The 17,664-nt window shown below is 72.3% G+C and carries 17 protein-coding genes; 12 read left to right on the top strand and 5 right to left on the bottom strand.

Going from position 1 to position 17,664, the window contains the following annotated elements; all coding sequences use genetic code 11:
- Positions 1-139: 139 nt before the first annotated feature.
- Entirely contained in the window at positions 140-808 is a 669-nt protein-coding gene (locus ACWGSR_RS08520; RefSeq protein ID WP_453564672.1) for an NADPH-dependent F420 reductase, read from the top strand.
- Between the two features lie 253 nt (positions 809-1,061).
- Here ACWGSR_RS08520 and ACWGSR_RS08515 read toward each other — a convergent pair whose 3' ends face one another.
- Positions 1,062-2,060, bottom strand: coding sequence for an AraC-like ligand-binding domain-containing protein (locus tag ACWGSR_RS08515; protein ID WP_453564669.1), 999 nt, complete (start codon positions 2,058-2,060; stop codon positions 1,062-1,064).
- Between the two features lie 227 nt (positions 2,061-2,287).
- Between ACWGSR_RS08515 and ACWGSR_RS08510 the strand changes: the two genes are divergently transcribed.
- The 4 genes from ACWGSR_RS08510 (at position 2,288) to ACWGSR_RS08495 (ending at position 6,177) form a co-directional block, all read left to right on the top strand.
- A complete protein-coding gene (locus tag ACWGSR_RS08510; protein WP_453564666.1) occupies positions 2,288-3,265 on the top strand; it encodes an alpha/beta hydrolase in 978 nt (325 codons plus the stop codon).
- A gap of 285 nt (positions 3,266-3,550) precedes the next feature.
- Positions 3,551-4,225, top strand: a complete 675-nt coding sequence (locus ACWGSR_RS08505; protein WP_376231184.1) for a hydrolase — start codon at positions 3,551-3,553, stop codon at positions 4,223-4,225.
- A 202-nt stretch (positions 4,226-4,427) separates the two neighbouring features.
- Positions 4,428-5,270 (top strand): alpha/beta fold hydrolase, encoded by an 843-nt coding sequence (locus ACWGSR_RS08500; protein ID WP_376231185.1) that lies wholly within the window; start codon positions 4,428-4,430, stop codon positions 5,268-5,270.
- A gap of 34 nt (positions 5,271-5,304) precedes the next feature.
- Positions 5,305-6,177, top strand: coding sequence for an alpha/beta hydrolase (locus ACWGSR_RS08495; protein WP_376231186.1), 873 nt, complete (start codon positions 5,305-5,307; stop codon positions 6,175-6,177).
- A gap of 85 nt (positions 6,178-6,262) precedes the next feature.
- Here the strand turns inward: ACWGSR_RS08495 and ACWGSR_RS08490 are convergent, their stop codons facing one another.
- Positions 6,263-9,079, bottom strand: coding sequence for a helix-turn-helix transcriptional regulator (locus tag ACWGSR_RS08490; protein WP_376231187.1), 2,817 nt, complete (start codon positions 9,077-9,079; stop codon positions 6,263-6,265).
- A gap of 344 nt (positions 9,080-9,423) precedes the next feature.
- Here ACWGSR_RS08490 and ACWGSR_RS08485 point away from each other — a divergent pair, with 344 nt between their 5' ends.
- Positions 9,424-10,368, top strand: coding sequence for a helix-turn-helix domain-containing protein (locus ACWGSR_RS08485; protein ID WP_376231188.1), 945 nt, complete (start codon positions 9,424-9,426; stop codon positions 10,366-10,368).
- 146 nt (positions 10,369-10,514) lie between these two features.
- On the top strand, positions 10,515-11,027 hold the full coding sequence (locus ACWGSR_RS08480; protein ID WP_376231189.1) for a hypothetical protein: 513 nt from the start codon (positions 10,515-10,517) through the stop codon (positions 11,025-11,027).
- A 211-nt stretch (positions 11,028-11,238) separates the two neighbouring features.
- Here the strand turns inward: ACWGSR_RS08480 and ACWGSR_RS08475 are convergent, their stop codons facing one another.
- Complete coding sequence (locus tag ACWGSR_RS08475; RefSeq protein WP_376231190.1) at positions 11,239-13,791, bottom strand: helix-turn-helix domain-containing protein; 2,553 nt, start codon at positions 13,789-13,791, stop codon at positions 11,239-11,241.
- Between the two features lie 121 nt (positions 13,792-13,912).
- On the opposite strand from ACWGSR_RS08475, the gene ACWGSR_RS08470 reads away from it, so the two are divergent.
- From ACWGSR_RS08470 to ACWGSR_RS08450, 5 genes are all read left to right on the top strand, one after another.
- Entirely contained in the window at positions 13,913-14,053 is a 141-nt protein-coding gene (locus tag ACWGSR_RS08470) for a hypothetical protein (RefSeq protein ID WP_453564662.1), read from the top strand.
- 325 nt (positions 14,054-14,378) lie between these two features.
- Entirely contained in the window at positions 14,379-14,936 is a 558-nt protein-coding gene (locus ACWGSR_RS08465; protein ID WP_453564661.1) for a hypothetical protein, read from the top strand.
- 85 nt (positions 14,937-15,021) lie between these two features.
- Positions 15,022-15,405 (top strand): hypothetical protein, encoded by a 384-nt coding sequence (locus tag ACWGSR_RS08460; protein ID WP_453564659.1) that lies wholly within the window; start codon positions 15,022-15,024, stop codon positions 15,403-15,405.
- Positions 15,406-15,756: 351 nt separating this feature from the next.
- Positions 15,757-16,182: an SUKH-4 family immunity protein gene (locus ACWGSR_RS08455; RefSeq protein ID WP_453564657.1), complete on the top strand. Its 426-nt coding sequence runs from the start codon at positions 15,757-15,759 to the stop codon at positions 16,180-16,182.
- 235 nt (positions 16,183-16,417) lie between these two features.
- The gene (locus tag ACWGSR_RS08450; protein WP_453564655.1) at positions 16,418-16,696 is read left to right on the top strand and encodes a hypothetical protein; all 279 of its coding nucleotides are present in this window, start codon (positions 16,418-16,420) and stop codon (positions 16,694-16,696) included.
- A gap of 124 nt (positions 16,697-16,820) precedes the next feature.
- Here the strand turns inward: ACWGSR_RS08450 and ACWGSR_RS08445 are convergent, their stop codons facing one another.
- Together ACWGSR_RS08445 and ACWGSR_RS08440 are read right to left on the bottom strand one after the other, a co-directional pair.
- Positions 16,821-17,030 carry a hypothetical protein gene (locus ACWGSR_RS08445; protein WP_453564652.1) on the bottom strand — a complete coding sequence of 70 codons (210 nt, stop codon included), beginning with the start codon at positions 17,028-17,030 and terminating at the stop codon, positions 16,821-16,823.
- A gap of 3 nt (positions 17,031-17,033) precedes the next feature.
- Positions 17,034-17,372 (bottom strand): hypothetical protein, encoded by a 339-nt coding sequence (locus ACWGSR_RS08440; RefSeq protein ID WP_453564650.1) that lies wholly within the window; start codon positions 17,370-17,372, stop codon positions 17,034-17,036.
- Positions 17,373-17,664 lie beyond the last annotated feature (292 nt).

Raw genomic sequence — 17,664 nt, 5'->3', positions numbered from 1 at the left:
GGGAAGCCGTGCCGGACGGGGTCCCATGCGTCAGCCGCGCCAACGAGCCCGCAGAACAACACGCCTAGGACCAATGGCCGATGCGGTGGGGGTTCAGGGGCCGAGGCGAGGACGGGGCGGCGGCACCAGGATGAACGGCATGCGAATCGGAATCCTCGGAACAGGACATGTGGGGCGGGCTCTCGCGGGCGGCTGGGCGCGGGCCGGCCACGACGTCGTCGTCGGGTCGCGCCGGCCCGACGACCCGGAGCTGACGAAGAGACTGGAGGACCTCATCGGGGCGGGGGTGCGGATCGACGCTCCCGCCGGAACCGCCGCGCACGCGGAGGTGCTGGTGAACGCCACCCCGGGCACGGCCTCCGTGGCCCTGCTCCACACGATCGGCGCTCCGGCGCTCGCGGGGAAGGTCCTGTTCGACGTCGCCGTCGGCTTCCTGGAGGACGGAACGCTTTCGCACCCTCTCGTCAGCCTCGGCGAGGAGATCCAGCAGGCCTTCCCGGACACGCGCGTGGTGAAGACCTTCTCCACGATCGACCGAGGGCCGATGGTCGCGCCGGACTCCCTGGAGGGGCCGAGCACGGTGTTCCTCTCCGGCGAGGACCCGTCGGCGAAGGAGACCGTCCGCGGCCTTCTGCACGACCTGGGCTGGCCCGACGGCTCCCTCCTCGACCTGGGCGGCATCGAGACGGCCCGGGGACAGGAGCACTTCGCCCTGCTCTTCATGGGCATCGCGGAGGCGACCGGCACGTACGGGTTCGGCATCCGGGTCGTCCTCCCGAACGCGGACACCCGGGCGCCGGCCGGATGACCGGCCCGGACGACCGGCATCGCCAAGGTCGTCGTCGTTCTTTGTCACGCCTTCGTCGTGAGGTGGGGAAAGCTCGTTGACCGGGGCTTTCGAGGTGCGGGGCGGTGATGCCTCATGTCCGGGAAACGCGATGTCCCTTCGTCCCGGTGCCGAGGGCTCCGCTGAGCGCGGCTTCGCGCAGGGCGACGGCGACCGCCGGGGCCTCCTTGCCGTCCAGGACCAGCGGCGGCACCCGAACGCCGGGGCTGAGCCGCTAACCGCCCCAGGGACCGGGCGCGGAGGTGCGCGCGGAGGCCTGGCCGCGCAGGCGGCGCCATTCCCGGGGAGTGACGCCGTAGGCGGCGCGGAACCGGCGGGTGAAGTGACTGGGGCTGGTGAAGCCGCAGCGCGCCGCGACGGCGGAGACGGGCAGGCCGGCGTGGTTCGGGGCGACGAGGAGGCGGCAGGCGGTTTCGAGTCGCTCGGCGATGACCCACTGTTCGAGTCGAATGCCGGCCCCTTTGAGGACGGCGTACAGCCGGCGCCGGGAAATCGCGTGGGCGTGCGCGATGCGGTCCGGGGACAGCTCCGGATCGGTCAGGTGGCGGCGCACGTAGGCGGTGATGCGGTGGGTCAGGGTGTCGTCCATGACGGCCCTGACGCGCCGGTCGTCTTCGTCGTACGCGGCCGAGGTCAGCAGCGCGCGGAGGAGTTCGGCGGTGGCGTTGCCGACCGCGGCGGCGCCCGGGTCCGTCTCCAGCAGGCCGGGTTCGGCCCACAAGGTGCGCAGGTGAGCCAGGAGGAGGCTGTGGACCGGGCTGGCCCGGAGGCGTACGGAGGCGCGGACGACGGTGTCGACGGGGACGCCGAGGTGCTCCGTGCCGATGGTGAGGGCCCGGGAGGCTCCTTCGCCCGACCAGCCGTAGCGGCGGGGGGCGAGTTCGTGGAAGACGGCGATGTCGTCCGGGCCCAGGAGATAGCGCTCGCCGGCGTTCTCGGCGCGGTGGATGCCGCGGGTCTGGAGGGACACGGAGACGACCGGGCGCTCGCGGTGGCGGCGGACGTGCCGGTCCGTCCGGCGGACCTCGAAGCCTGTGCTGTGCATCTCGAACAGGTCGAGCGGACCTACGCGATATCCGTCGAACCGGGCCCGGATGCCCGTTTCAGGCGCCTCGTGGACGACGTCGTTGGGCACCGAGGCGTCGTTCATCGCGTGGTGGAAGGCGTCCGCGCGGTCCTCCGGCGCGTAGGCGTCCAGGTCCAGCAGCAACATGAAGCCCCCCGTTCGAAAGGCCTGTCGGTTTCCCGGACTTCAGTGTCCGACAGCCCCGGGCCCTCCGGAGGCGGAGTGTGCACGCACAGGCAGGATCCCTGCACACAGGGACGACCCGATCAGTGGAGCCGCGGATAGCTTTCGAAACCGCCCCCGGTTCACGTGCGGGGGTCGAGCCGGGCGGCCTCCTGCCGCCGGGCGGACCGCCACCAGTGGAAGGCCGGATCATGTCCGACCCCAGCTCGCCCATACATGTCGACCCGGTCCTGGAACCGGCCGCGGCCGAATTCGCCCGGGCCACGGCCCAGCCGCCGTTCCTCTTCCAGATCCCCCCGGCCGAAGGCCGCAAGGCCGTCGACGAGGTCCAGTCGGGCCCGGTCGATCTGCCCGCCGTCGAAGAGGAGTGGACGACCGTTCCCGGCGGACCCACCGGCGAGGTCCGGGCCCGCGTCGTGCGGCCGCAGGGCGCGTCCGGCCCGCTGCCCGTGATCCTCTACATCCACGGCGCGGGCTGGGTCTTCGGCAACGCCCACACCCACGACCGGCTCGTGCGCGAACTCGCCGTCGGTGCCGAGGCGGCCGTCGTGTTCCCCGAGTACGACCTCTCTCCCGAGCACCGCTACCCGGTGGCCGTCGAGCAGAACTGGACCGTCGCGCGCTGGATCGTCACCGACGGCGCCGCCCACGGCCTGGACGCCGGACGGATCGCCGTGGCGGGCGACTCGGTCGGAGGCAACATGAGTGCCGCGCTCACGCTGATGGCCAAAGAACGCGGCGGCCTTCACCTGCGTCAGCAGGTGCTGTTCTATCCGGTCACCGACGCCTCCTTCGACACCGGCTCCTACCGGCGGTTCGCCGAGGGCTACTTCCTGCGCCGCGACGCCATGCGGTGGTTCTGGGACCAGTACACGACCGACGAGACCGAGCGCGCCCTGATCACCGTCTCCCCGCTGCGCGCCACCACCGAGCAGCTCACCGGTCTGCCGCCCGCCCTCGTCATCACCGCCGAGGCCGACGTCCTGCGCGACGAGGGCGAGGCGTACGCGAACGGACTGCGCGCCGCCGGAGTGCCCGTCACCGCGGTCCGTTACCAGGGCACCATCCACGACTTCGTCATGCTCGACGCCCTGCGCGGGACCCATGCGGCGCAGTCGGCGATCGAGCTCGCCACCGGCACGCTGCGACGGGCCCTCGCCGGCGCCTGAGCCGTCCGCGGCGGGCTGAACCACGTCCTGGAGCCGCGCCGGGACGGCCTACGGTCCCCTCGGCGGCGACCAGGCCACCTCGTCCCCGGCCGTCGCCGGTGCGCGGCAGGTGGAACCGCCGGCCGAGACCGCCGCCGAGTCCGAGGAGCACCGCCGCCGGCGTGCCGCCCGCGGCCCCGTCCCCGCACAGCCCGCCCCGGCGGACGACCCCTGCTCCGTACCCCCACCACCCCCAGGCCGCACCCCCTCGACCCGCACGTCCACCACCACCGAGAGGACTTCCTGATGACCGGCTTCACCCTCGACCTCGACGCCGTGCGCGCCACTCCCAGCCCGGACCTGATCACCCCCGACAACGCGATGATGCTGTTCGTCGACCACCAGCCGCAGATGTTCTTCGGCGCCGCCAGTACCGACCGCGATGCCGTCATCAACGCCACCGTCGGCCTCGCGAAGGCCGCCCGCGCCTTCGACGTCCCCGTGGTGCTGTCCACGGTGGCTGCCGAGTCGTTCTCCGGGCCGATCCTGCCGCAGCTGCGCGAGGTCTTCCCCGAGCACGACACGGTCGACCGGACCTCGATGAACCCCTGGGAGGACGCCGTTCTGGTCGAGGCCGTCAAGGCCACCGGCCGTAGCAAGATCATCCTGTCCGGGCTGTGGACCGAGGTCTGCCTCGTCCTGCCCGCCCTGTCCGCCCTTCACCAGGGCTACGAGGTCTACGTCGTCGCCGACGCCTCGGCCGGCGTCACCCCCGCCGCCCACGAGCACGCCCTGCAGCGCATGACCGCCGCCGGGGCCGTCCCCGTCACCTGGCTGCAGGTCCTCCTGGAACTCCAGCGGGACTGGGCACGCACCGAGACGTACGCCGCCACCACCGGCATCGTCAAGGAACACGGCGGCGCCTACGGGCTGGGCATCGTCTACGCCCACTCCATGATCGACCCGCACGCCGCCGGCTGACCGGACGGAAACCACGGCCCATGGACACCGGACTGCTCATCCTCCGCCCCTGGCGTTCACCGGCCCCGGCCGCTCCTCCACCGACCAGGCACTCGGCCTGCCGCACCGGCCTGCCCGGGCGGCGGCAGCCGCCGTCACCGCAGGGGCGGCCCGCGGCCCTGCCGCACCGGCCCGCCCCCCTCTCCGAAGGAGACCACCCCCGATGACCGCACGTTCCTCCCTTTCGCGGCGCGGCACCCTGGCCGGCGCCGCCGCCATGGCAGCCGGCGCCGCCGGACTGACCGCGGCCTCTCCCACCGCCGCGGCCGAGGAGACCGGAAGCGGGCCGGGAGCGCACGGCGCCGCGCGGACCGTCGTCCTCGTGCACGGCGCCTTCGCCGACGCGTCCAGCTGGACCCCCGTCGCCGAGCGCCTCCAGCGGTACGGCCACGAGGTGATCGCCGTGGCCAACCCCCTGCGCGGCCTGGCCCACGACGCCGCACACCTCGGCGCCCGCCTCGCCGCCGTCCCGGGACCGGTCGTCCTGGCCGGGCACTCCTACGGCGGGGCCGTCATCACCCAGGCCGCCGCCGCGCCCAACGTCAAGGCCCTCGTCTACATCGCCGCCTTCATCCCGGACGCGGGCGAGGTCCTGGGCGAACTCGCCGCCCGGTTCCCCGGCTCCCAGCTCGAACCGGCCCTCACCGCCGTCCCCGCCCCCGCTCCCGACGGCACGGCCGGCCTCGACCTCTACATCCGGCCCGACCGCTACCACGACGTCTTCGCCCAGGACGTCCCCCGCTCCGTCACCCGCGTACTGGCAGCCGGTCAGCGCCCGCTCACCGCGACCGCGTTCACCGACCGCTGCACCGCCGCCGCCTGGCACACCCTGCCCAGCTGGACGCTCATCACGACCCGGGACCGGGGCATCGCACCCGAACTCCAGCGCTTCCAGGCCCGCCGGGCAGGTTCCCGTACCGCCGAAGTCGCCACCTCCCACCTGCCCATGCACAGCAGGCCCGACGCCGTCACCTCCCTCATCCGGGCCGCCACCCGCGCCCTGTAGTCCACCGACCCGCCCACACCTCCCGGAGCTTCCCGTGACCCACACGACACCCAGTCCCTCCTACGCCCGCGACCTCGCTCAGGTCGAGCGTGCCAACGCCACCGGCCGCACCCCGGTCGTCTTCATCCACGGCCTCTGGCTGCTCCCGACCAGCTGGGACCGCTGGGCCGCCGTCTTCGAAGAGGCCGGGTTCGCCCCGGTCCTGCCAGGCTGGCCCGACGACCCCGACACCGTCGAGGAGGCCAACGCCCACCCCGAGGTCTTCGCCGGCAAGAGCGTCGGCCAGGTCGCCGACCACTTCTGCGACCTCATCGGGAAACTCGACCGCAGGCCGGCCGTCGTCGGCCACTCCTTCGGCGGCCTGATCGCCCAGATCAGTGCCGGACGCGGCCTGTCCCAGGCCTCCGTCGCCATCGACCCCGCCCCCTTCCGCGGAGTCCTCCCGCTGCCGCTGTCCTCCCTGCGCGCCGCCGGCGCGGTCCTCGGCAATCCCGCCAACCACCACCGCGCGGTCCCGCTCACCTACGACCAGTTCCGCTACTCCTTCGCCAACGCCGTGAGCGAGGACGAAGCCCGCGAGCTGTACGAGACCTTCGCCGTGCCCGCCTCCGGCGAGCCCCTCTTCCAGGCCGCCGCCGCCAACATCAACCCGTGGACCGAGGTCAAGGTCGACACCACCGCAACCGACCGCGGCCCCCTCCTGATCATCTCCGGCGAGAAGGACCACACCGTCCCCTGGGCCATCGCCGACGCCACCTACAAGAAGCAGGCCCGCAACGAGCACGCCGTCACCGAGATCACCGAGATCCCCGGCCGCGGACACGCCCTGACCATCGACCACGGCTGGCGTGAGGTCGCCGACACCGCCCTCACCTTCGTCAAGCGGTTCGTGGACCCCACCGCGTAGCGCCACCGGCTCGGCGTCCGCCGCAGCGGACCGGGCGAGCAGTGGGCCGGCCCGCCCGGCCGGATCGACAACCGGATCAGCTCGTTCAAGTACTGCTGACCTGAGCACCCGGCTCTCGCAGCGGGCGACGCGCGAGGGCCGCCCGCAGCTGCCTGCGTGAGCCGATGCCGAGCTTCCGGAACACCTTGCCCAGGTGGTATTCGACCGTGCTCGCGCTGAGGAAGAGGTCGGTGGCGATCTCCTGGTTGGTGGCTCCGCCGACTGCCAACCGTGCGATGCGCGCCTCCTGCGGCGTGAGCTCCGAGGCGGTCTCCGCCACCCGCCTGCGCGCCCGTTCCCCGGTGGCGAGGAGTTCGAGGCGGGCGCGCTCGGCGAAGGCCACGGCTCCCATGTCCGTGAAGGCCTCGTACGCGGAACGCAGCCGGCTCCGGGCGTCCTGCCGACGGAGCCGGCGGCGCAGCCACTCGCCGTGGAGGAGGTCGGTGCGCGCCTGCTCGGTGCGCAGCGGCGTCGAGGCGAGACGGGAGCCGGCCTCCAGGAAGAGGTCCTCGGCCGCTCCCGGGTCGGACGACACCAGGGCGCGGCTGCGGGCGAGCACTCCGAGCGCCCACGGGGTGGCGGCGGCCCGCGCCCGGCTCGTGAGGAGGTCCAGGGCCACGGCCGCCTCGAAGGGACGCTCGGTGCGGACGGACGCCTCGACGAGGTCGGGCAGGACGAGCCCGGCGCAGTGGGGCGGAGGGTTGTCGAGGACGGGGACGGACGCGGCGTAGGCCTCGGCGTACTGGGACCCTCCGAGTCGCAGGGTGACGAGGGCGGTGCGCATGAGCTGCGTCGGGATCGCTCCGTGCGTCCCGGCGGAGAGGCTCTCGTGGCCGTTCACGATCGCCAGGGTGGTCTGTTCGTCGCCGCGCCATCCGTGGAGCATGGCGTCGGTGGGGTGGGAGTGGCGGGGGTCGGCGCCGGTGGCGTCGGCGACGTCCTTGAACTCGGCGAAGTGCATCTCGGCGGCCGCGAGGTCGCCGCGGAGCACGGCGGCGGTGGCGTTGGCGTGCGCACTGATCTGGAGCATCCGCAGGGCGCCGTGCCGACGGGCCGCGGCGGCGTAGCGCTCGCCGCACTCGGTGAGGGCGTCGACGTCCCACATCTCCACCGCGGCGATCATGCCGAGCAGGCTCCAGCGGACGGCGCCGGTGTCCTCCGCGCCGGGCAGCCTCATCGCACGCAGCCCCGCGCGAAGGAAGGGGGCGGCCGAGGGCTGGTCGACGGCCACCAGTTTGGCGTGGCCTTCGAGGAGGAGTTCGGCGACAGCGCGTTCCGGGGCAGCAGGACCGGACCTTTCCGCCGCCCGTACGGGAAGACAGGCCATCGCCGCGTCCGCGACCTCGGACGGGCCGGTGCCCGGGTTGACCCGGGCGACGACCAGGGAGGCGTCGAGAGCTTCCAGGAGCACGTCGTGTGCCGTCTGCGGCGCATGCGGGTGCAGGGCGAGCGCGGCGTCCAGCAGCAGGCGGGTGGCACCCGGTTTGCCGAGCATGACCCGGCCCAGGCCGAGCAGCCGGTCCGCGTGGGCCCGCAGGACCGGCCCGGCGCCGGAGGGCAGGGCGTCGAGGAGCTGTTCGGCACGGTGAGGAGCGCCGGCGACGAGTGCGGCCGCGCACGCGTCCAGGAGCCGGGCGCCGCGCCGTGCGGGATGCGCGGTGAGTTCCGCGGCCCGCTGGAGGAAGGCGGCCTGCGCCATGTGCCCTCCGTTGTCCCTGGCCCGCTCCGCACAGGCCTGCAGCCGGTCCGCCAGTTCCTCGTCGGGGCTGTCCGCTGCGGCGGCCAGGTGCCAGGCCGTGCGGTCGGGGTCGGTGTCCGGGTCCGTGACGGCGGCCAGGCAGGCGTGAGCGGCACGGACGGCGCTCCGCGGTGCCCCGCCGTAGACGGCCGACCGGATCAGCGGATGCCGGAAGAGCGGCGTCCCCTCCGCGGCGGCGTCCGCGCAGAGCAACTCGTCGCGCTCGACCTGCTCCATCGCGGCATGGAAGTCACCCTCGTCCGTCGAGGGCGACATGCGCGCAGCGGCTCGGAGTACGAGGCCGCGGTCGCCGGTCGTGTCGGCGGCCGCGACGAGCAGGATGGCCCTCGCGGGCTCGGACAGGGCCCGGACGCGGCGCAGGAAGCCGTCCTCCAGCCGCCGGCCGAGCGACGGCGGCTTCGACGCGGTCCCGGCCCCGAGGCGTGGGACGCCGCCGGCGATCTCACGGATGGCCAGCGGATTGCCGCCGACGTCCGCGACGATCCGCTGCGCGATCACGCGATCGACGTGCGCCTCGGAACGCTCGGCGAGGAGAACGAGCGCGTCCTGCTCGGGCAGTCCGGAGATCCGGTGGTCGGGCAGCCCGGACAGAGCCGGCTCCGCCGCGGTCCGGTCCCGTACTCCGAAGAGCATGACGACCCCGTCGGCGTGCAGACGGCGACCGACGAAGGCGAGCACGTCCAGCGACTCGCGGTCCACCCAGTGGGCGTCGTCGCACAGCACCAGAAGGGGTCGCTCCGCCGCCGCCGCGGAAAGGAGGGTGAGGGCGGCGAGTCCGACGAGAAACCGGTCCGGAGCGGGACCGCTCACCCTTCCGAAAGCCGTGTCGAGCGCGGCGCGCTGCGGCGGGGGCAGGCACCCGCTGTGAGACAGCACCGGCAGCAGAACGCGATGCAGGGCGGCGAACGCGAGCTCCTGCTCCGCCTCCACCCCTGCCACACGGGTCACACGCATGCCCTGCGCACAGGACGTGGCGTGTTCGAGGAGGGCCGTCTTGCCGATGCCCGGATCGCCGCGCAGGACCAGGACACCGCTCATCCCCGCGCGGGCGGCGTCGAGCAGCTCCCGCAGGCGGGCTCGTTCGGCCGATCTCCCGATGATCATGAGAAGACCTTAACGCCGCCGTGCGGCAGCGGAAGCCCGACCGCGACACCGCACGCCCGCCCCCTGCGCGTCACGCGTCGGCCGAGGACCGGTGCGGCCTGGACTGTGGGGTTTCCCCGATTCGAACGTCGGGAGGCCCGGGGCACCGTGTCCCCATGACGTTCCATCCACCGACGCTCGCCCCCCTGGCATCACCCCCCGCACCGCTCCGGCACACAAAGGCGGGCGAGCCGCCTTTCCCGCCTTCCCCGACCAAGACGGCGCGGAAGCCGGCACCGGAACCGCTTCTCGGCGCGGCGCCGAGCACACCGGAATTCCGCACGGTCGGCCCGGGATGCCCGCACGTGCAGTCCGCACGATGGGCCGCCGCCCTTCGCAGCGCCCTCGGACCGGTCGACGTACTTCTGCGCGACGCCCAGGAGTTCACGGTCGCCGTGACCTCGGACGTCCAGGGCTACCTCCGCGTCACCACCGTGGACAGCGCGCCGCACCGCATCTCGTCACCCGCGTCCGTACCCACCGCGCGCAGTGAACCGGCCGGGAACGGTCCCGGCCGAGTCCTGCTCCTTCTCCAGGAGCACGGCGTGGCCGAGGTCGCCCAGGAAGGCAGGAGAACCATGCTCGAAGCGGGTGACATGACGATCCTCGTCACAAGCCGCCCCTACCGCCTCACGTTCGCCGACCACGGGCGCACGCACCTCTTCGGACTGCCCCTTCGGACGCTGGCGGTCCCGGAGGCGGTACTCGCGGGACTGGCGGCGACGGCCATCCGTGACGGAGACGGTCCGGAGAAGGTGCTCTCGTCTTTCCTGCACACCCTCCTCAGGCGCGAGGGCGCAGGACAGGACCGTTTGGGAGAGCTCGTCTCCGGCATCGCCGCCGACCTCGTCACCGCCCTGGCGACGGACCGCACTGCCGCGCAGGCCGCGGAGCGTCACCACCCGACGACGGCCCAGGGCGAGCTCCTACGGCGCATCCGCACACACGTCAACGCCCGCCTGAACGACCCGGACCTGTCCGCCACGTCCATCGCCGCGGCGCACCACATCTCCGTCCGCTACTTGCACCGGCTCTTCTCCACGCAGGGCCTCACGGTCAGGCGCTGGATCCAGCAGCGACGCCTGGAAGAAGCCCGACGGGAACTGGGAGGAGCGAACAGGACGGGCCTGACCGTCGCCGCGGTCGCACACCGATGGGGCTTCCCGAGCGCCAGCCACTTCAGCCGTGCTTTCCGCGCCGCGTACGGCCTGTCGCCCAGCGCGTGGGCCACTGCGCGACAGGCCGCGTGATCGAGGGCCGGCCGACGAGCGGCGCCCGCACGCCGACTCTTGGCCAGGTGGTGTCCTTCGAATGCGTGGTCCCGAGGGCCGGTGGTGGTCGTGCCCCCCGCACGCCGGGTTTTGGAGGCTCTCCTCCGATGACGGAGGCTTGAGGCATGACCTATCTCCACACCGACCGGCAGCTCAACGCCCGGGACGAACCGACGGCGCGCGAGCGGGAGCTGATCGACGCGGTCGACGCGCTTCTCACCACCGCCGACCCCGCCGGGCTCGTCAAGGACGAGACCCAGTGGTACCTCGGCACGGCAGGGGAGGGCGAGGAGAACCTGGAGCTGGCCCTGCCACTGGGGTGGGACCGCGAGATTGCCTTGCGCGTGCTGTTGACGGACGGGTCGTTCGTCGTCGGCTGGGGCGGCGAACTGGGCGAGAGCCCCCTCGTGACGGTCTTCGGGGCGGTCGCGCCCTCCCTCGGGGAGATGACGGCCGCCGTCGAGACGGAGCTGTCCCGGGCACTCCGGGTCTCGGGACGCCGCCGCCTCTTCGGCGGGGCGTCGGAGTTGCACCTCCACCACGGCGGGAGCTGGATCGACCTGCTTCGCGGCGGCACCCGGTCGCGGGAGCAGGACCTGAAGCAGGCCTCGTACGAGGTCACGCCGCGTACGGTCTGATCGTCCGCTCGCGCCGCACCACAGACTCGTTTCCCTGGGCTGTTGCCCTGCGACAGGCGACTGGCTCGTCATCCGCCCGCCCTTCCGCCCTTCCGCGTACCGAACCGCGCCGGTACGGCTTGCGTGGGTGAGGCCTGGCAACGGAGCGGGCTGTCCTCCCGGGCCGGTACCGTCGGGCGAACCCGTACAAGCGGCCGCGTCGCGTGCTCGATCACCACGGAGCCGTGGGAGTGCCGTCCGGGTCCAGCCCGTACGGCCACCGTTCCTCGGGGCTCCAGCCGAGCAGCGGCTGCCCGGTGTCCACGGCCCGCCGGAACAAGGATTCCGCGGCGGCGTGATCTCCCGCCTCCATCCGCTTGCGGGCGAGCGCGACCATGGCGCGAGCGCTGCCCTCCCGCACGGCCCCGCTCAGCAGTGCTTCCGCCTTCTCCTGCTCGCCCGTCCGCGTCCACAGGTCGGCGAGCGGAACGACCGCGTGCAGCAGCCCGGACTCCACCGCCGTGTGCAGGACCGCTTCCGATCCCGCGACGTCTCCGAGCTGTTCGCGGTCGTGGGCGAAAGCGGCAAGGGCGTAACCGTCGGTGTCGGTCTCGGACACCTGACGGAGCAGAGCCTCCGCCCCCTCCGTTTCACCGGTCCGGTCCCGCTCACGGGCAAGGAGGCTCAAAGCGATCCCGTGACTGCGCCGTGCGAGGCTCTCGGCTTCCTGCGGACGGCCCGAACGCTCCAGTCGTAACGCCAGGACGGTCACGGCAAAGGGATGACCGGCCTCCGCTGCCCGGGCGTAGAGGGCGTCGGCCGCCTCGGTGTCGCCGTCGTCCTCCAGCATCTCGGCCAGCTCGTACACGGCGTGACCGTTGCCCGCGGCCGCGGCCCGCCGGTACAGCGCCGCGGCGGCGTCCCGGTCCCCTGAATTTAAAGCGTGGTGTGCTCGGACCATCAGGTTCACCGTGTCTCCGGCCTCGACGGCCCGGTCGTACAGCAGGTCGGCGCCCGCGGTGTCCCCGGCCTCCTCCCTCAGCCGGGCGAGGCCGCGGAGCGCCTGTGTGCTGCCGCTGTCCGCGGCCTGCCGGTAGAGCGACTCGGCGGCCTGCCGCTCGCCGGCTTCGTGGCGGAGCCGGGCCAGCTGGAGCAAGGCACCAGGGGAACCCCTGTCGGCCGCTTCGCGCCACAGCCGTTCGGCTTCCTCGCGGTCGTCCTTCACCTCGCCGGCCAGCCTGAGCAACGCGGTCGGATCACCCAGGTCGGCGGCCCGCCTCAGAAGGTGGCGGCCCCATTGCCGGCGGGCACGCGCGTCGGCGGAGCGGGCGAGTTCCAGCAAGTCCTGAGGACTTTTCAGGTGCTCGTGGGCGCTGTACCAGAAGGATGCGGGAGGGCAGAGGAGACCGCGTTCCACGCGGCCGTGCTGATCGAGGAAGTCGGCGAGCCGCAGCTGCGGGTTCGTTCCGGGGCCCGGTGAGTCGAGGGCGTCCGGACGGCGCGTGGCACCGGAGGGGGAGGCCGGGCCGGGCGGCCGCCTTTCGGGCCGGGCGCCGGCTCGTCTGAGTGCGGCCTGCTTTCCATGGACCTCCCGGGCGAGTTCGGCAAGCGCCTCCGCGGCCCAGCCGGGTTCCAACCGGTGGAACTCGTCCTCGTCGATGTAGTCGACGGCCGCTTCGGCGAGGAAGGCGGTCGGCAGCAGCGGTCCGGCGCCGAGCCTGGTGGCGTCCATGGCGGCCTGGAGCACCGCGCGCATGGCGGGGGTTCCGCGTTCGTACCGGTTCAGCAGCACCGGCGCCCCGGCCAGGTCCTGCGTCACGCGGCCCGTCGTACCCGTCCGTGCCAAGGCGTCGGCGAGCAGGGTGTCACCGGCCGACGCCAGATCGCGCGCCCTGCTCAGGCCCGGCGCGTCGAAGGATTCCGGAACGGTCACCGTCCGCCCGGCAGCCAGGAGTTCTCGAGCCCTGCTGTGCACGTCCGGCTGCCCTTGCCGGGGCAGCGCGGTGAGCCGCTGCTCGTACACCGGCCACAGCGTGCCCAGGACGAGGACCGGCGACCGATCCGTATCGGTGAGGAGCGCGTGCACCGCGGCCGCGACCCGCTCACCTGCGACGGGGTCCCCGAGGTAATGCTGTGCCTCGTTCAGCCACACCACCGTGCGTGGCCGCACGTCCGCCATCTCCGCGAGCGCCGCTTCGGCACGCGTCGGGACGGCGGGATGCCACAGCCGCCAACCCCGCTCGCCGGCCAACGCCCGAACCGCCTCCCAGCAGGCCCGGGTCTTCCCCGTCGACGACGAGCTGACGAGGACCACCAAGCCACTGCGGCCGGCAGCGGCGTCGCGGACCACGTCCGCCAGCAACTGGTCGTGCGCCCGACGCACATAGCCGGACAGGGCCCGTGGTGCGAGGCCGGGAGGCGCGGCCCCTGCGGGATGGACCTCAAGATCATGAGGGTCCCACAGCCCGATCGGCCTCCCGGGCCCGTCCGGTCGCCCCTGCGACTCCCCGGAAAGGGGCTCGCCCACGGCGACGCGCCGCAACCGCCTCAGCTCGTCGGCGGGCAGGTGCAGCACCCGGGCCAGCGCCTCGACGGTCTTGGCCGAAGGCACCTCCCCGGGGCCTCCGCGCAAAGCCGTGTGCACGGTGGTCCGGCCGAGACCGGCAAGCCCGTGCAGCTGCCCCAGGGTGAGGCCGCGTCGGTCGACCGCCCGAGCAAGGCACTCCCGTAACTGCGCCAGGGCCGCAGACGCTTCTGCCCCGTTCGAACCGTCGCCCTCGCGCATGTGCCCCCCGACGCCGCCTGTCCGCCACGGTTCATCTTCGTCCACCGAACCCTGACGGACACGACTTCGGCGACATTCGACGAACCGGATCGAACCGAACCGTACCTGTCAGGAGTCCTTCATGATCACGCTGCCCGTCATCCTCTCCGTCCTCGCTCTGGTCCTGCTGACGGCGTTCGCGACCGCAGCCGCAGCTCGACGACAACACCCGGAAGCACCAGGCCATTTCCTGGAGGCCGTCCACCACGAGGCCGGCCAGTAGGCCGGATCCCCGGCGCGGTACTCGCCGCCCGGTGAAGGACCGCCCATACTGCTCCCCGCATGGCACGAGCTCCCCTGGGCGTGTGCCGAAGAAAACCCTGGGCAGGCCGGGCGGTGCGTGCCGGCATGACGTCGTGACGCAGATCAGCAAGGGGGAGGACCTGCCGGCCCCCGGACAGCCAGGGCAGGCCGGACCGGTTCCGTTGGAGATCCCGCACGGAGCCGTCGGCAGGTCGTCGGGCCCGGGGCCGGACGCGGGTTCGGGGTCGAGCCCGGGCGCGGGGCCGGACGTCGGCGCGGGACCGGGCTCGGGTACGGACTCGGGTATGTGCCCGGGTACGGGCCCGGCCTCGAACGGCGCGTCGGCCGGGTCCGGGTCCGGCGCGCGGAGGAAGGACCGCACGCGACCCCCGCACCGGATCGACCTCGCGGACGACGGACGGTGGGCGGGGCTGATCACCCCCTCGCCCGCCCCGTCCGCCGGGAGGCCCCTGTCCGCCGGGACGGCCGCGGTCACCGGGATCCTCGGCGGGGAGTTCGAGGACATCGTGTACGTCGGCAGGGGCGACGCCAAGTTCGCCATGGAGGAGACGCCTCCGCCCGGTTACGTCCTGGTCGACGTCGCCCGGACGGGCTCGGGCGTCTTCTGGATGGACTCCCTCGACTGGAACGGCAGGGAGGCCGTCCACCTCGGCAGAAGCTTCCCGCCCCACGGGTTCGACCGGAGGGTGATGTGGTGCGACAGCCTGTACCCCCTGCGCTTCCGCGTCCAGTGCGACAGACGGGACGAGTGGGTGGTCGTGATCCGGCCCCTCAGCGTCCGGCCAGCCCGCCCCGAGAAGGAGAAGAAGCCCGGCCTCTGGAACCGTCTGCTCGGGCGCTAGTGCCGCATCGAGCAACGTTCGCCCCGCCTTGTGGGGCGGGACGGCGACAGGTGGCTGTCGGATGCGGTCCGCGTAGTCTCGCGGGGTGCATTCTCATCTGAGTTTCGAGAACCCTCCCGCTCTGCCCCACGAGGTGGTGGTCGAGACGCTGGAGCGGGCTCTGCGTGACCGCTCGGCGGAGGGCGAGGCGGCCGAAGTCCTGGTCGGGACCGCGTTGAACGACGACGACGCGGAGTTCGTCGAGCGCTGGTGTGTCCAGGTCGGGATGCGGGCTGTGCCGGGGAGTCCGCTGCTCGGGCTGGCCGGCCTGTGCCTGGGACACACCGCTCGACGCTTCGGGCGCCTCAGTGATGACGCCCTGGCGCTGGCGGAGTCGCTGGCGGTGCGAGCCGAGGCGGATCCGACAGACGTGGACGGTCGTGCCGTCGACGGCTATGACGACGTCCGGAGCTTCCTGCATCTGTGGTGAGGGCGCCTGTGCTGTTGCGGCTCAGGCTGCGTTAGCCCTGCTCACGAGGGCTTTGAGGCACTTGTCGGTGGCGTTCTTGTTCCGTCGGACGACGTAGCGGCGGATCATGCTGCACTGGGTCTTGTGAGCGGGTGTGGGCCGCGCGGCGGCTTGGTCGTGGCCCGAGACCGGCTCGATGGGGTCGGGGCCACAGCCGACGGAAGAGGATCGCTCGATGGCGACGTACGACCAGCTGACCGAGTGGGCCGGTCCGGGGCATGTCACGCGAGCCGGACGGGACGTCGTGGCCGGCTCGCGGATTCCGGGCTTCATGAAGGCACAGCTCGTCGAGGTGGGCGTCCCGGTAGCTCCGTGCCTCATCGAACGAGTCGTGATCCAGAGCGCGAGGCCGAGCCGGTCCTGCTCACGCTCCGGGAGCCGCTCTACCGTCTCACCGAGCGGGCGGACCCGGATGATCAGGCCGAGCGGTCATCGTTCTGCGTCGAGCCGGAGACCGGAGCGGTCTACTTCGTCACGCCGGACGGGGAGGCGTGGTTCGCCAACTCGGATGTCGGCGTGTGGCTCGACGTCCTTCACTGCTACGGCAGTCGCATCACCGCATCACCGCTTCTCAGCGAGTCGGACGACCCCGAGGAGTGTCTCTCCGAAGAGGACGAGGAGCGGGCTTTCGCCGAGCTGAACCGGCTGGCCGAGGAACTGAAGAAGATCGACCCGGCGGCCTTCCACGGCTATGAGGGGTTCCTCTGGCCAGGGCTCCTGGACCGCTGGCTCTGCTGAGCTCGGCCGGCAGATCCGGGGCGCGCAGGCCCGGACCGTGCGGGGATGTCCGACTCAGGACTGAGATGACCTTCATGTAGGGGCTGGTGACCACGGCATCGGAGTCGTCATGGACAGCGCCGTACTCCGGGTACTCCGACCTGAGTCCAAAGCAGCTCGGAAAACCGATCACCCTGCCTCATGCCCGGAACAACGAGCAGCCCAGAGGGGGAGTAGCGGCGTCTACGCTCGGGAAATGGACCACTACGAGAAGACGGCGCATCTGGAGTGGTGGGCCAACCCGTTCACCTGCCTGGCTCGAATCCCGATCAGAGCGACGGCCACCGCCGACACGGGTGAGTGGGACGCGGTGTTCTCGCCCCCTCTCGACCACGATGTCCGCGAGAACCTGAAACAGCTCATCGACGCGGACCCCTGCTTCACCCTTCGCTTCGGCACTTCAGCCGTCGAAGTCCGGGCAAGGGACTTCGACGGCGTCGCTCGCCTTCGGCTGACCGTCATCCCCGAGCCGTAAAGCCGGATCAGCCCGACGTGATCGGCCGGGCAAGTTCTAGGTCCCGCGGATAAGGCCGCTGCCCACTGGCGCGCTGACCACGGCTTTCGAACAGGCGCGAGACCTGCAGTCGGGCACGCACGCGTCACGACTGCAAGGCAACCTCGTCGGCCTGGGAGAGGCTTTCTTCATCTGTAGGCAGCACCTGAGCTGGTGTGCCGGAGTCGGTCCATGCGCACAGGATCGGGCGTCCGGTGGCCGACGCCACGAAACCACAGCTCAGCTGACCGCCCCAGGGCCTCGCCTCTAACGTGGTGACCTCCGTTGCCCGCGCCCCGGCGAAGACGTTGCGCATCTCTTAGGTCATGGTGTGCGAGCGTTTGGCCTCGGTCGGCTTCGCTTCCCATTCAACGGCGTTGATCTGGAGCACGGCGCCCACCGAACTCTCCCCGGGACCGTCGTAGAACCATCGTTTGCCCGACGGCTTCTTCCCGGAGGCCATCTGCTCGTACTCGGCGGCTTCCGCGCCGGACAGCATCCGGTATCCGCCAATGCGCGGGGCGGCGTCGATGACGCGCTTGACTTCCGCAGCCTCCGCTGTGGCGGAGGGAGTCTGGACTGCGGGCGCCTGGATGACGGGGGTCGCTTCGGCGGCAGACGGCTCTCCCGCATAAGTGAACGCCCGTATCAGACCCACGGCCGCAACAGCCGGCAGAGCACCTTGGTGGTGAACCAGATGACAGCCGTGGCTGTGGCAGTGAAACGGCGGGCCCGCACATGCTTCTCGACCCTGGTCTGCCAGGGGCTGCGAGTCGGGCGTGATCGCAGATGCGTGGTGCTTTCGGTGGAGTCGGTGACCGGCGAGGCCCCTGTGAAAATGCGCTGAGGCTTTGGATACCTCCTTCGGCGACACGGGAGCCTTGTCGGCTGCGGCCCTGGCTCCCATCACACCAGCACTTCCGATCAGAGACCGGCCTGGAAGGTGCGAT

The organism is Streptomyces sp. NPDC055632, from assembly GCF_053618675.1.
The sequence above is the reverse complement of the archived record's forward strand: the minus strand, read 5'-3'. Positions and strand labels throughout refer to the sequence as shown.